Below are 15414 nucleotides of genomic sequence, written 5' to 3'. Positions count from 1 at the left end.
AAAACGGGGAAACGATGACCAATACCAGACCGACAAACCTTCCTCAATCCGGTGAGTTCTCGTTTGAAGCCATGATAAGCATGAAGAAAAATCAGCTGGTTACGCTGATCCGCGAAGGAGGCATATTTGATTCAGACACCCTGGCAGCATTCGACCAGTCCAGAAAACCGGACGGAACTTATACCATCCAGACAGGCGAACCGGCTCTTGTCAGCAATGCGAAATCTGTCATTAATATTCTGCAGTCCCTAGAAAAGCTCTTGCCAGCCATTCTTAAGCCGCTTCTGGAATATCTGCAGTCGGAATCTTCTTTCAGATCAGTCTGGCCATTAGGCAAAATGCTTGCCGGAGGCATCTGGAATGCCGGCAGCATTTCACAAGCCTACACTGATATCCGCAATCTTCCCTTCTACCTTAATCAATTACAATCCATACTCGCTACGCTTCCTGGTATTGATTCCACATTCTTCCCGCTGGTCGCAGAACTGAAAAACGCCATAGGCAGAGACATCCAGCCTGCGCTGGAACAAATCAAATTATTACAGGCAGATACCGACCAGCCCATGGCAGATTCGAAGGAAAACATTGATGTCGTTCTTCAGTCATTTGATCTGGCAGCAACCGGCGGCGGACACGAAAGCGAGAACGCATGGCTGCCCTTGGAAACAGGAGAAAAAAGCAGATTTGAATCCGTTCTCATCAATCTGGATAATGTAAAAAACAAGATACAGGTTTCTCTCAAACAGTGGAGCGATAAAACACCTGATCCTGAAACCGGCTGCTATGCCGTCCTGGAAGAACAAAACTCCAACACGCGCAGTCTGATGCACGCCCATAATTCCATCGTTATTTTTGGAAGCGCGCTAAATCGCATTGATCAGGCTCTCAATTTTAAAAAAATCCAGAGTATGGATATTTTCAAGGACCTGGGTGCCGCCATTCTTGAGCTGGAAAAAATTGATCTGGAAAGTATCAAACAGACCGGCGCGGAAGAACTTGTACGCATACTCGCCGGCGCATTACAAAAAATCGAACCTGTTCTGGTTCAAACCGTGCGCTGGCTGGAATACGCCGAAACCCGCCTGGGATTAAAAAACCAGGTTTTGCAAAAACATTTGCAAGGCCTTTGCGAACAATATGAAAGACTCGCCGCCACATTCGGAATGGATATAAAACACCGATACCCGTATTGGGAAGAACGGCTGCGCATACGCGAGGAAGGGTTGCAGCAAAAAAAACTGCTGTTGGAGCATTACATCCAGGCTGAAACTGCCATAAAAAAATTCAGGATTGAACCCGCCGCACCCTTGCGCGATTTGATCCACATGCGCGACGCCGCGCGACAGCTTCCCTCGCCGCAAACCTTTTATCTGGCAAAATGCCTGACAGCCCTTATTAACACCAGGACCGGCATGGACGTATTGGCAAAAGACATCACCGATATGGAAAAACGCGTATTGGAATCGAATGAAAAAGAACGCGACGCCGTGATCAAGCAGCTGAAGGAATTATATCAATTACGAGATGAAATCAGACAAAAACTTTTGGACATTGCCTCCAATCCTTCTGCGCCGCAAGACTTTTCCTATCAGCGGGACAACCCGCATCTGATCCCGGAACAGATACCCGTCACCTCCAAACATCTGCCAAAAGCTTCTGTTTATGATAATGCCTATAAAGCGGCGAACGGATTGGTCACCGCCGCAAAACAAGAAGTAGAACGCATGCGGCATTGGGTCAGCGAAGCGCAAGAACAAGTCCTTATCGACCGCATTAGCAGCCAGCCTGACGAAAGCCAGAAGGGCAAGGAATTGGCGCGTCTGCATGATTTTCTCCAGAATTTGTCGCCGTTAAGCCTGTACACCATGCCGGTGTCAGAGTTGCACGCATTAGAAGAAGCCTTGTCCAAAACCGGCTCTCCCGCTTGCACGGCATTTCAGAAAATCCTGGCGTCAGCCTATCGTGAACGCACCATGGTTGAGGAAGCCAAGATCCGTCTGCAAAAAAATGTTACCGATACAGGCATCTTAGCCCAGGCCAGAGAAATGCTGGTGAATGATAGATTCAGTGATTTTGATGGGATCAAAAAATCCGTTTGCGCCATTCTGGAAATGCCGCTAGAAGAAATGGAGAGGCAATTGAAGGAATTAAAATCCTCCTGGACGTATTATCTTACCGGTCGCATGGTATACGAGTATCCGGTAATCAAGCTGATTGACAGCAAATTAACGGATATTGAAATTCATAATCAGACATTACAAAAGGCGGGCAAATATCAGGGTACCCACCTGGAAGACTGGGAAGCAGCGCGGCAAGCCGCATTATTTGCCTTGCGTGAATCACGCTTCAAACTGGCCGCGCCCGATATTCCGCCTGTTGTCGCTCTGCCCGCCATGCCTGCGATACAAGGCGGCACTTCTCTCGCCGCTGAATCCAGCGAAGAGTTGGTCAGCCGTTTGGCCAGGGAAAGACTGGGCACGATTCGATCCACCCTGGAAATGACCCGCCAGCAACTTGTTTCTCTGATTGAAGCGGAATATTTTGATCCATCACAAACAGAATCATTCAAACAGACTCGTCAAGCCGATGCGACCTGGACGATTTTACCCGCAGATTCAGTTCTGCACAAAAATATCAAATCCTTATTGAATATTATCTCAAGATTCGATCAATTGTATCTTCTTGTTACCCAACAATTTGACACAGGCTCGTATGTGGCCATAGGGGCAAACCTTTACAAAAACACAGGCGAAATCAAAAAGAAATTTCAGGCGCTGCTGGCCGAATTTTCCGATCTTCTCTTTTATCTGGATGAAATCAAATCCGTCACTTCTTCCCTGGCCGGACCGGAACAAATGGCCATTCTGAGACAAATGAGCCAGATAGCAGCCCCGGCTGTGAGTAACATGGCAGCGTGGTTTAAAATGCCTGGATTAAGCGATGTATTGAATATCAACATGGATGAGGCCGCTCAGCGCATCAACAATGCGGCTGTCAAGCTGAAGGATGCGGCAAACCCTCCTGCAGTCAAGGAAATGGAACCGGCTGACCCTGAACAAGTGGAACATCTGCGGTTATTAAATCTTGCGATAGACAAGGTGCACCAATACAGGCAAGAGCAAACAAACAAATCACCGCGTGAAATCAGTGAAGCCACACTGGCAAATCTGAAGAAAATCGAACAGATGCTGACCTCCATGAAAAACGCCATGATATCCATGATTGATATCTCTCAAAGCAGCAATCCGCTTGCCATGATTCCCATTATGACCCATCTGATTCTGACTTATCGTGACTTGCAAAAAATTGACACGCGCGAGCTGGAAGACGTACTGAATATTGTGCGCAATGCCATTGGTTCCTTTCAGCCCCTGTTCAGTCAGCTGGCCGCTCACTCGGAACTGGCTGAAATGCGTCTCGGCCTGAAGCAAGGACAACTGACTCAGCCGGTTGAAAAACTTTGCAGAATGTATGAATCCCTCGCTGATCAATTTGATGTCCATCTCACCGATGGATATCCTTATGCTCTGACAAAAATCAAAGCCTATACCGTCTTGCTTGATCAGGAATCGTCCCGTCTCGCTGAGCTGCATGACCTCATCACCACCTTGCAGGAAAATAATTTTGACCAGCTTTCTTTTGCCGATCTGGTCAGAATGCGAAACACCCTGATATTGCTGCCTCCCTCCAAAAACCAGGCTGTGTTAACGCCGTTGAACAAAATCATCGCTGACGCTACCGGGCTTTCGACCCTGGAAGACAGGATCTCGAAAACCAGAAGCGGCCTGGCTGCGGCCGAAAACAAGATTGCCAAAGCAGAAGACTCTCTCAATTCTATCCGCCTGCAGTTGGATATGCTGGAAAAAAACAGACAGTTTCTCGGTGAAATTCAGGCTAAGCTGACAGGCCAGGCACTTCTTTCCATGCCTGAAATCAGACGTTTGCATGATATTTATTCCGATGAAAATGCAATCACCCTGAATGAATTTTGCAATAAACTCGCCTATGACAAGAGTGCTGTTTTACTGTTCGCGGCCAATGCCATTAAATCCGCCGATATCCAAATCAACCTGATGAAAGCAAATATCACTGATCAGGAAATAATAATTAACACCGAAACAAAATTATATAAACAAAAACAAGCCGAATTAAGCCGGCACGAAAATCTGGCAAGTGAATTACGCGGTAAAATCTCCGAATCAGGGAAACAGGGCGTGTCCGGCACAATATTCCGCTATGACTCCGCCTCTAACAGTCTTAAAACGGCGTCTGTCGAATTTGATACCGGACCGCTTCGCGACGCCGACAAAGCCATTGCCATTCAGGAATTACAAAATACCAGGCATATTCTCGATGCGCGATTTAGCGAACATTCGAAAAAACTGGAACGCACGATATTAGAACATGAAACGCATATCAACAACATGCTGAACAGCGTTGATAACATCCTGGCTATGATCGAAGAAAAATATGGTTTAAAAAACCGATCCCTTGCAAATATGCTGTTAAGCCCGCCGCCCAATGCGGCCGACATGAAATTAATTGAACACAAGACACATAGCGCATATCGCTTGAATCATTCACAAGGACTGCTCTCCGAACTTGTTATCAGACATCCCGATGCCAGCAGGCGGGCACGATATCAACGCGCCATTGAATCAACCGATGATTCCCACGCCCAAATCAAAGCTGTCGCCAAGGTGGCATCCAAGAAATCCAGGCGTTTGGGCAGACTGTTTCGCAGGTTCGCCAAACATCCCTCCCATGATGATCTGATTTATTACACTTCGCATTATTTATTGAAGGATGCGAATTATAGGAAAGCATATGGCCACGACAGCGGATCTTTCATCACACCATCATCCAGCAGCATGATCATGACATCCTTGCCCGAACATCCCTCTGGCGTCCGCGGTGAAACCTTGCCGGCGCCCGATCCGCAGCCATCACTTGATCCTGCCGAGGAGACGAAGGCCGCGAAACCAAAAATTCCGCCGACCACGCCGGTCTCTCCTCAACATACCGCCGAGGAAGAACACGACAATAAAGGCAAGCGGCCGCAGTTTCACTAATCCTGCGGTCGGGAATCGGTCATGAAGGATGACGTCCATTTCCAGACACGCTATAATCTTGTTATCAGGGAACCATCGGAATCCTTATATATGTCTAAAACCAATTTTTTAAAATCCCTTGCCACACAATTGTCTGAAGCTCTCCCTGCCCATGTGGGGACGCTCAAAAAAGATTTTGAAAAAAACTGCCATAGTATACTGGCGAAAGCTTTTGCCAAATTCGACCTGGTCACGCGTGAAGAATTTGATACTCAGACAAAAGTCCTGGGACGCACGCGTAAAAAACTGGAAGAGCTGGAACAGCACATTAAAACACTCGAAACCATGCTGAAAAGCAAACACCACAAGTAATGCTTGCGAGGCTGTGACAGCGAGGGAAGCTAGCCTGCTCCGAGCATGTTCATCGAACACGCTCCTCGCTTCTGCTAGTGAAAACGCTTTGTATTCTTCTCGCAATCTGCCCGCTGCGCGAATAAAATCATCATTTATACGTTTATTAATGTCCGGATCCCTGCCATGACTGAAGAAAAAATACAATCATTCACAAAAAACGATTTTGAAATCGTAAACCGCAAAACTGTTTATGAAGGTTTTTTCAGCATGGTGCGCTATCAATTGAGGTACAGGCTTTTTGACGGCGGATGGAGCAGTACGCTGACCAGGGAAGTCATGGAGCGCAAATCCGCGGCCGGAATACTGCCTTACGACCCCATTCTTGACCACGTGGTGCTGATAGAACAGTTCCGCCCCGGCTCTCTCGCCGCGCCCGACAGCCCCTGGCTGCTTGAAGTCGTGGCAGGGGTCCTTGACCCGGATGAAAACCCCGCCGATGTGGCCGCCAGGGAGGCCGTGGAAGAAGCCGGGTGCGAAATCCTAGACCTTTATCCCATTTGCGAGTATTTTGTCAGCCCCGGCGGCTCGAATGAATATTTTTCACTCTATTGCGGGCGTATTGACGCGAGCGAGGCGGGCGGGATCCATGGGCTGAAAGAAGAAAATGAAGATATACGGACTTTCACCCTGCAGGCTGATGAAGCGTTTATGTTATTGCAGGAAGGAAAAATCAGGACTTCACCGGCGATCATTTCTTTGCAATGGTTACAATTAAATAGGGACTGGTTAAGACAATTATGGCAGACAAAATAACTCCCAAGTCATCACGGTCAAAACCCGCGTATACCGCGGAAGCCATCGAAGTATTAAGCGGACTGGAGCCTGTGCGCCGCCGTCCCGGCATGTACACAGACACCACCAATCCCAACCATCTTGCGCATGAAGTCATTGATAACAGCGTGGACGAAGCCCTGGAAGGCTTCGCAAAACGCATAGATGTGATTCTGCATAAGGACGGGTCGCTGGAAGTGGCGGATAACGGCCGCGGCATGCCGGTTGACATCCATCCTGAAGAAAAAGTATCGGGGGTCGAGCTCATTCTCACCCGGCTTCACAGCGGAGCTAAATTTTCAAATAACCAATATCGGTTTTCCGGCGGTCTTCATGGCGTGGGCGTTTCTGTCGTCAATGCCTTGTCCAAAAAACTGGAAGTGACCATACGCCGTAACGGCATGGCATATTCCATGAAATTCGCGCACGGAGAAAAGACATCCGATCTGCAAACGCTGGGAAAAACCGCCAAAGGAGAATCCGGCACCAGCGTACGCTTTTGGCCCGAAGAAAAATATTTTGATTCGGCGCGCTTTTCAATCAACAAATTAAAACACACTTTGCGCGCGAAAGCTGTGCTCTGCCCCGGCCTGCATGTCACTTACACCGATGCCGTCTCCAACGAGACCGAAGAATGGTATTACGAGAATGGACTGAGTCATTACCTTACGGAAACACTGGGCAATGTAGAACGCATCCCGGAAGAACCGTTTCTGGGCTCGTTTGCCAGCGAGCGGGAAGCGGTGGACTGGGCTGTTGTCTGGCTTCCGGAAGGCGGCGACCTCGTTGCGGAAAGTTATGTCAACCTCATTCCGACCGCGCTGGGCGGCACTCATGTATCGGGATTCCGGACCGGGCTTACCGATGCATTGCGGGAGTTTTGTGAATTCCGCAACCTGCTGCCTAGAGGCATCAAGCTCACCGCTGACGATATCTGGGATCAGTGCGCGCATATCATTTCCGTAAAACTGCACGATCCCCAATTCGCCGGCCAGACCAAAGAGCGCTTGTCTTCGCGGGAATGTTCGACTTTCGTCTCCGGCGTAGTCAAAGATGCTTTCAGTTTATGGCTGAATCAGCATGTGGCGGTTGGCGAGTCTCTCGCCGGTCTCGCGATCGCCAACGCGCAAAAAAGACTGAAAGCGGCGCAAACTGTAGCCCGCAAAAAAGTGACCGCGGGGCCAGCGCTGCCGGGCAAACTGATAGACTGTTCCCTGCAGGATGTCAGACGCAGCGAACTGTTTCTGGTTGAGGGGGATTCCGCAGGCGGCTCAGCCAAGCAGGCGCGCAACCGCGAATTCCAGGCAGTGATGCCGCTGCGCGGCAAAATCCTTAATACCTGGGAAGTCGAGTCCGGAGAAGTTCTGGGATCCCAGGAAATTCATGATATTTCCGTCGCCATCGGCGTTGACCCGGGATCAGCGGACCTTGCGGGTTTACGATATGGAAAAATCTGCATCCTGGCGGATGCCGATTCTGACGGAAATCATATCGCAACATTATTATGTGCGTTGTTTGTCAAACATTTCCGTCCGCTTGTCGCAGCCGGACATATTTATATCGCCATGCCGCCGCTGTTTCGCGTCGATCATGGCAAAGCGGTTTACTACGCGCTGGATGAAGCGGAAAAGCAAGGCATACTCGACCGCATCAGTGCTGAGTTCAAGGACAAAAAATCCAAAGTGAATGTTATCCGGTTCAAGGGACTGGGCGAGATGAATCCCATGCAATTGCGCGAAACCACCATGGATCCCGACACGCGCAGGCTGATGCAGTTAACCATCAAGGAAAAAGACGATACTGATGAAATGCTGGACATGCTCCTCGCCAAAAAACGCGCCTCGGACCGCAAATCGTGGCTGGAACAAAAAGGCAACCTGGCGGAAATTGTGTAAGATCGGACGCACTCGTTAAGAGAGGGTTAACCATGGCAACTGCTAACAATATTGAACACATTCCCGTGCGGGATTACGCGGAAAAGGCTTATCTCGATTATTCCATGTATGTCATTCTGGACCGCGCCTTGCCGCATGTCGGTGACGGCCTCAAGCCGGTACAGCGCCGCATTATTTACGCCATGTCTGAACTAGGATTGAAATCGGTATCCAAATTCAAGAAATCCGCGCGCACCGTCGGTGATGTGCTGGGCAAATTTCATCCGCATGGCGACATGGCGTGTTATGAAGCACTGGTCCTGATGGCGCAATCCTTTTCATACCGCTATCCTCTCATCGAAGGACAAGGCAATTTTGGTTCACCCGATGATCCCAAATCATTCGCCGCCATGCGCTATACTGAATCGCGTTTGTCCGGTTACGCAGACAGCCTGCTCGCCGAACTTGAAGAAGGGACGGTAGACTGGGTTCCCAATTTTGACGGCACGCTGCGTGAACCCTCGCTGCTGCCCGCGCGTCTTCCTAACGTCCTGCTGAACGGAACCACGGGAATAGCCGTGGGCATGGCCACTGATATCCCCCCGCATAATCTGCGCGAACTGGTCAACGCTCTCATCCATATTCTGGATAATCCCGACGCGACACTCTCTGAAATCTGCAAGCATGTTCCCGGGCCTGATTATCCCACGGAAGCGGAAATCATTACGCCCAAGTCTGAAATCAAGAACATGTATCAGACAGGAAACGGCGCCATTCGCATGCGCGCTGTATATTCCCTGGAAGAAGATGAAATTATCATTACCGCACTCCCCTATCAGGTTTCCGGCAGCAAGGTTCTGGAACAGATAGCCCAGCAAATGCAGGACAAAAAACTGCCCCTCATCTCCGATCTGCGCGATGAGTCCGATCATGAAAACCCTACGCGTCTTGTCATCATCCCCCGTTCCAACCGCGTGGATGTCACCGCGCTCATGGATCATCTGTTCGCCACGACAGACCTGGAACGCAGCTATCGAGTCAACCTCAATATGATAGGCCTGAACGGGAGGCCCCAGGTCAAAGGTCTGGTGCAAATTCTGAATGAATGGCTGGAATTCCGGCTCGCGACCGTCAAACGGCGCCTGCAGCACCGTCTGGACGCCATTAATCACAGGTTGCATATCCTGGAAGGGTTGATCATTGTCTATCTGAACCTGGATGAGATCATACGTATCATCCGCAAGGAAGATGAGCCCAAGCCGGTGCTCATGAAGCGTTTCAAACTCAGCGAAGAACAGACTGACGCGATTCTTGATACCCGCCTGCGCAATCTTGCCAGACTGGAAGAAATGCAGATACGCAAGGAACAGGACAATTTGTCCAAAGAACGCGATGAAATTGAAAAAACGCTGCATTCATCCGCGCGCATGAAAAAATTGATACGCCAGGAATTATCCGTGAGCGCGGAAAAATTCGGGGACAAGCGTCAGTCGCCCATTATCGAGCGTAAAGAAGCGCAAGCCATGAAAGAAACGGAAATCCTCCCCAGCGAACCGTTGACTGTCATTCTTTCCTCCAAGGGATGGGTACGCGCCGCCAAAGGTCATGAGATTGATCCCGCCAGCCTGAGCTACAAAGCCGGCGATGAATTTCTGTCTTCTTCAACTGGACGCAGTAACCAGCCTGCTGTGTTTCTGGATTCCACCGGACGCGCTTATTCGATTCCGGCGCACACTCTCCCGTCGGCACGCGGACAGGGCGAGCCCCTGACAGGAAAATTGAATCCGCCGCCGGGAGCGGAATTCATCGGCACCCTGTTTGGAGAACCAGAGCAATTATACGTACTGGCTTCAGACGCGGGTTATGGATTTATCGTCAAACTGGGGGATCTTTATGGAAAGAACCGTGCGGGCAAAGCCGCTCTGTCACTTCCCAAAGGAGCGCGCGCGCTGATGCCAAAACTCGTAACAGATGTGGAAACTGAATTTCTTGCCGTGGTTTCGAATATTGGCCACTTGCTGGTGTTTCCATTAAAAGATCTGCCAGCACTCTCCAAAGGCAAAGGCAATAAAATGATCAGCATTCCCGGGAGTAAAGTGGCAACCCGCGAAGAATTCGTCAAAGACATGGTTGTCGTAAACGCGGGCCAGAATATTCTGATCGTCGGTGAGGGCAAGCCTTTTACGCTAAAACCCAATGACTGGAAAAACTTCCTTGGAACACGCGCGCACCGGGGACACAAACTGCCGCGCGGATGCCGCAGCGTCGGCAAATTAATGGTTGAAAACGCCGGGTGACCCTTTTACCCGGCGTTTTCAGACGGGTCTGGTTTTTAGCGCATGCCTCGTTTTTTCCCTCGCGTTATGTGAGGCCGCCCAAGGTCATGGAAGCGCCAAGATCGCTGATGACTTCACCACTTAACCCGCTCGCGACACTGGTATTCATTGATTTTGCCGGAGCAAAAAGACCGGATATATTCACCTGAGGTGAGGCGTTCTCATCTCGTGATGTCAAATCCTCTCTCTTTTCTGAACTATCAGAAACCAATGGCGGCGCTGCCAAAGCCGCGGGTTGTTCGTCATGTTTGATTTCAATGCGTTCGGAGTGAGAAGAGGCTCCGCATAACAGGCTGGCCAGCATCAAGCGTCTTGCATTATCAATTTTGGGAACCAATGTCAGGGTATCGCGCTGCGCGGATTCAGACGCTGAAGAGACTTCCTGTTCCGGCTGCTGCCTGGGCTTGAGCAGTTTGCCTATGCGTTCAGCCAATCGCTGAAATTGAGGGTTATCTGACTTGGGACCGCGCAGTTTCATTTCCTTGAATGCGCGGCGCGGTTTTTTGCCGTCCGCGACAGACACATCACCTCCGTGTTCGATCATTTCCAGCGTCTTGGCGTCGTTAATTTTTGTCCGTATCCCGTCCGAATACAACACCCCTAACGATTCACGCATCTTGGCATCCTGCTTTTCGTGCAATTCCTTTTGTCTTTGCTCTTCCAGCTTGACCTGAAAAAAGCCTTCCATGAAGGAACGCACCGCCTTGTCATTGGTTTTATTTCTTGCATGACACATCTGCTTGACTTCTTTCAATCGTGCCTCCCGCTCCGCCCTGGCAGCCTGATCTTCTTCTCCTGGTGCGGTTTGCGCCTCATCAGATGCATGGTTCGAGCCAGGCATGGGCTTGCCGGACAGCGAAGCCTTGGCTTTGGCGAGCGTTCCGCGCATCCCTTCCAGTTCGGCGCGTTTTCTTTCATTCGCGCTCCACTCGGCAAGATAGGTCTTCATGGCCACTTCGCCTACTTGCTTGGCTTCATCCATCACATTAGCGAGCTGGTCTGGCGCAAACTTCTTGATATCAAATTCAGGATTAAGCAGCAGCAAGGTCTGGCGCGCGGATTCCAGCTCTTCCTCTCTTCTTCTCTTTTCAGCCGCGAGCGCCATCAATTGTAATTCATAGGCATGTTCACGCTGGTTTTTATCTTCTTCCAGTTCTTTCAATTGCAATAAGAACATTTGTAATTCGCGTTTTTTCCCGGCCTTTTCCTGTTCAATATCGCTCAACTCCCGGCCTGTTGCGGATTTTGCATTCTGCAATTCCTGTATCCGCGATTCATTCTCGGCAATCTCTTCTTTTTTTCTCAGCAGCAGCTGTTCTTTGGACAGAAGCTCTTTTTTCATGCGCAGGGTTTCCTCGTCTATCGCCTTGAGCCTGGCTTCTTCTTCAATCAATTTGGCTTCCGCCTGCAAACGCTGGTCAATCGCAAGGAACAGCAAATCTTTCAAGACGCGGATTTCGTTCAGCGTCAATTCCACGCCGGGATCGTAGTTATGCAATTTCTTCAACATGGCACGCAGCAGATTGGTATTCGCCGATGTTTCTTCCCACCCCCCTTCTTGCAACATTGACTTGACTACTTCAATAATGGATTTGGGTTTGGGAGTTTGTTTGGAAATGGCAGACATCGCGAGTGCGCCATCCGCGCTTTTGCTCAGGGATCCGGCATCTTCCCTCTCTCCCAAATCGGAAGGCTTGATGATGTCAGACTTGGACAAGCTTTCCGTATCTGATTTTTGCAAATCGGGCATGTTATCGACAGGCAATTGCTCTTCATTGACAGGCGGAGTTTGTTTTAATTCATCTATAATCTGATCCAGCTGAGCCCGCCGCGCGCGTGAATAAAACACAAACCAGAGCCATGATTCGGCCGGCGCCCCGTATGACTCTCTGACCTCTGTCATGACCTGAAGAAATTCATCACGATTGATATGTCTCAGGTAAAAAGCCAGGTCACGGGCAGTTTGAGTCAAACTATGCAAAGGGTTAATTAGCCTTGACGAAATCATGGTCTATCCTCCATGGTGGACACTTGTTATTGACAATATGAATTAGAGTTAGATCAATAATTCAGGAGTGAGGATCCGGAACGCTTGAATCGTTATGCCATTATGTGGTCAGGCCAAGCTCTTATTCAATAAGTATTAATACCTAATTACTCTATGAATAATATAGTTTTCTTAAGGAAATCTTAAATGGCTTTCTCTCTTTCGCCCAGGTGTGCGGCAGCCTGATGTTATTGAAAAACAGCGAGCTGTGATCGGGTATGCATGTTGACAATAATTAACTAGATATGTAACCCTTGCGTGAAATAAGTTCTAGATCTCCCATGAATAATCGCTATGTGCATAGACAAAATGATACGCGGGATAGATGGACTCTCATCATTTATATGGCGTTTGTCATTATTCTGGTGGCCAGTCTCGTTTACACAAAAATTAAAAAATCTCTCCGGCGCCGCCGTGCTCAGACCGGAGAGATAGAGAGAATACGCAATAAACTCAAAAGTGAGCCCCCTTCCAGGCATCCGGAAAAAAGGCCGCAACCCGCTGCCAACACGCAGATAATCGCCTCCGGCTCGACGTCGTCAAAAACTGAGTCATTCCTGCCGGCGCCGTCCCGGCCGCAGCTCAAAACCGGCAAACCGGCTTCACGTGTCAAAGACACGCGTCACGATAAAAACTCACAAGCCTATATTCAAGCCGTGATTCAGGAACGTCAGGCGCTGAAAGCAGCATCCAGACAGGAAGCCATTGACGAAGCCGCGCGCAAAGCCAGGCTACAGGCTGAGCGCAGTAAACTGCATTTACAACGCTTGTCTGAAAAAAAACAGCTAAAGACCCAGTCCGGCACAGACATCCACGCTGCTGAAACACGCGCGCCAGAGAAAACAGAAACGGTAAAAAAGCGTGAGACCGCGCACCAGAAGCCGTTATCCATCCATAATGAAGCCAAATCCGGTCTGGAGAAACATGCCTTGTATTTGTTGAGTTTCACCTTTGACAGCAATCAAAATGCTCCCGCGAGTCATTTCCAGCGGACAGTTAAAACACTGGCATTTTTATATCATTTTCATCGCTATAATCTTGCCAGGCGCATCTTGTATTCAAGCCGCGACCCCGAGATAAAGGACGCCGTTCAATTACGCACGCTGCTTGTGCATTTGTCCAACAAAGTCAATATCGATGCTGATCTGGTCATGAAAACGCAGGCATCTATGCGTGAATTCTTGCATACTGAAACCGCGAGGTTAAGACAGCAGCATACTCATCTCTGGAGACCGACTAACAGGATTCAGGAAGCATTGAACAAGCTCGCCAGCCTGCCATTATATACCATTACCTTTGCATGCATGGAAAACCTCCCGTTGACCAGGATCTTGTATCAGCACGGCGCGGAAATCGACCAGCTGGAAAACTCGTGCCAGAAAGTTTCTTCTTCGGCATGCAGTCTCTGGTTTCAACAATACGCCATTCCTTTCATGGTCGAAGCATACAGATTATCCACGTCCTCAAGTCACTTCAGTCTGGAAGGCATGGTCTATAATGAATTCATGGCCGCCGTCAAAATGATGATCATCCTCGCCGGTGAATATTGTCCGCATGGAAAAATCAAAAATTTACTCGCGCACTTCGACTCAAAAGATCTGGAAGAAGAGGCGTCGCGCGATCAAATCCGGGATTATTTTCTCTTGTGTCATAAACTGAGAAATGAGCTGGCGCACAATATTTTCGAAATCGGCGAGGACGAACTGGATACCTTGTTAAAACTGGCTTCCGGTATTAGCCGCGATCCAGTCGATATTTTCTCGTTCCGCATGCAGCTTGCGCCGGTTTTAACGAAAAGTCCCGCGCTTTTCCCTGCCTTGTCAGCTGCAGAAACAGACCAGGCCGTCACGCAAGCACAACCCGCCAAACAAGACGCAAGCCTTGCGTATTCAGATATCCTTTAACCAGACTGCGATATCATGAGGCATGGATTTTCCCACTCTGTCGCTGATGTAAATGCCTATGTGGCCGCTGGGATAGAGTTTTTCGATATAAAGGCTGGGATCGACATAATCCTTTAATACACGCGTGGCGCTGACCGGCACAATTTCATCTTCGCTCGCCATGACATTAAAAACCGGGACGGCCAGGTTTTTCAGTTTAATGCGTTTACCGTTTACTTGATACGTCCCCTTGACAAGTTTGTTGCGCTGATAAAAATCACTGATTAAGCTTCTAAACGAAGCGGCGGTTTGATCAGGCGCGTCATAAAGCCATTTTTCCACACGGAGAAAACGTTCCGTCAGACTCTTGTCTTCAATTTTATCCAGATAACGCAGATATTTTTTTCCCACCAGTTCAAAGGGGCGTAATGATATGAAAAACTGGGTCAGCCACATTCCTGGAATATTCCCGGTCAGACGAATCAACGCTTCCACATCAATTTTTTTAAAAATCTTGCCAATTACATTGTCTTCCGTTTGAAAATCAACAGGCGCTGAAATCAAGACCAGCTTTTTGATGGTTTGAAAGAGTATGGAATAACATAGACATATCAGCCCGCCCTGACAAATGCCCGCCAGGTTAATGCGCGGCTGACGCGAACGCTCGATGACCTGCTGCACACAGAGATGCAGGTAATGAGTGATGTAATCATTGATGGAAATGGCGTAATCACCCGCGTCCGGATATCCCCAATCAAGCAAATAGACATCCATCCCGTTATCCAGCAACCCCCCGATAAATGAATGGTCAGGAAACAAATCCAGGATTTCAGGCCGGTTGACCGTCGCGAATACCACTAAAACGGGTATGGAATGCGGTTTTTTTTCCTTAGGCTGATAGTGATACAATTTCACCTTTCCGCATTCATACACTTTTTTTCGCGTATTATACTGATATTCAAGCTTATGAACCTGCGACAGCTCAAACAGTCCTTTCGCTGTCTTTTCCAGAAAGACGACATCGTCCTTCATGATGTA

Annotated in this window: 8 protein-coding genes; 6 read left to right on the top strand and 2 right to left on the bottom strand. The window is 49.1% G+C overall.

The window, feature by feature from the left end:
- Nucleotides 1–14 precede the first annotated feature (14 nt).
- The 5 genes from AQULUS_RS00435 to parC all read left to right on the top strand — a co-directional run bounded on the left by AQULUS_RS00435 (nt 15) and on the right by parC (nt 10407).
- Entirely contained in the window at nt 15–5072 is a 5058-nt protein-coding gene (locus AQULUS_RS00435) for a hypothetical protein (protein WP_148337559.1), read from the top strand.
- 21 nt (nt 5073–5093) lie between these two features.
- Nucleotides 5094–5423: an accessory factor UbiK family protein gene (locus AQULUS_RS00430; protein ID WP_269472859.1), complete on the top strand. Its 330-nt coding sequence runs from the start codon at nt 5094–5096 to the stop codon at nt 5421–5423.
- Between the two features lie 165 nt (nt 5424–5588).
- Complete coding sequence (locus AQULUS_RS00425; protein WP_148337557.1) at nt 5589–6218, top strand: NUDIX domain-containing protein; 630 nt, start codon at nt 5589–5591, stop codon at nt 6216–6218.
- Complete coding sequence (gene parE / locus AQULUS_RS00420; protein ID WP_148337555.1) at nt 6203–8131, top strand: DNA topoisomerase IV subunit B; 1929 nt, start codon at nt 6203–6205, stop codon at nt 8129–8131. Before AQULUS_RS00425 ends, parE begins: the two co-directional genes overlap by 16 nt.
- Before the next feature lie 32 nt (nt 8132–8163).
- Nucleotides 8164–10407, top strand: coding sequence for a DNA topoisomerase IV subunit A (gene parC / locus AQULUS_RS00415; protein WP_148337552.1), 2244 nt, complete (start codon nt 8164–8166; stop codon nt 10405–10407).
- A gap of 64 nt (nt 10408–10471) precedes the next feature.
- On the opposite strand, the gene AQULUS_RS00410 is transcribed toward parC, so the two are convergent.
- The gene (locus AQULUS_RS00410) at nt 10472–12454 is read right to left on the bottom strand and encodes a coiled-coil domain-containing protein (RefSeq protein WP_148337550.1); all 1983 of its coding nucleotides are present in this window, start codon (nt 12452–12454) and stop codon (nt 10472–10474) included.
- Between the two features lie 320 nt (nt 12455–12774).
- On the opposite strand from AQULUS_RS00410, the gene AQULUS_RS00405 reads away from it, so the two are divergent.
- Complete coding sequence (locus tag AQULUS_RS00405; protein ID WP_148337548.1) at nt 12775–14397, top strand: hypothetical protein; 1623 nt, start codon at nt 12775–12777, stop codon at nt 14395–14397.
- Here the strand turns inward: AQULUS_RS00405 and AQULUS_RS00400 are convergent.
- Nucleotides 14383–15408, bottom strand: a complete 1026-nt coding sequence (locus AQULUS_RS00400; protein ID WP_172622678.1) for an alpha/beta fold hydrolase — start codon at nt 15406–15408, stop codon at nt 14383–14385. The genes AQULUS_RS00405 and AQULUS_RS00400 overlap by 15 nt on opposite strands.
- Between the last annotated feature and the right edge of the window lie 6 nt (nt 15409–15414).

It is taken from the genome of Aquicella siphonis, from assembly GCF_902459485.1.
In the GTDB taxonomy this organism is placed as follows: Bacteria; Pseudomonadota; Gammaproteobacteria; order DSM-16500; family DSM-16500; genus Aquicella; species Aquicella siphonis.
The sequence above is the reverse complement of the archived record's forward strand: the minus strand, read 5'-3'. Positions and strand labels throughout refer to the sequence as shown.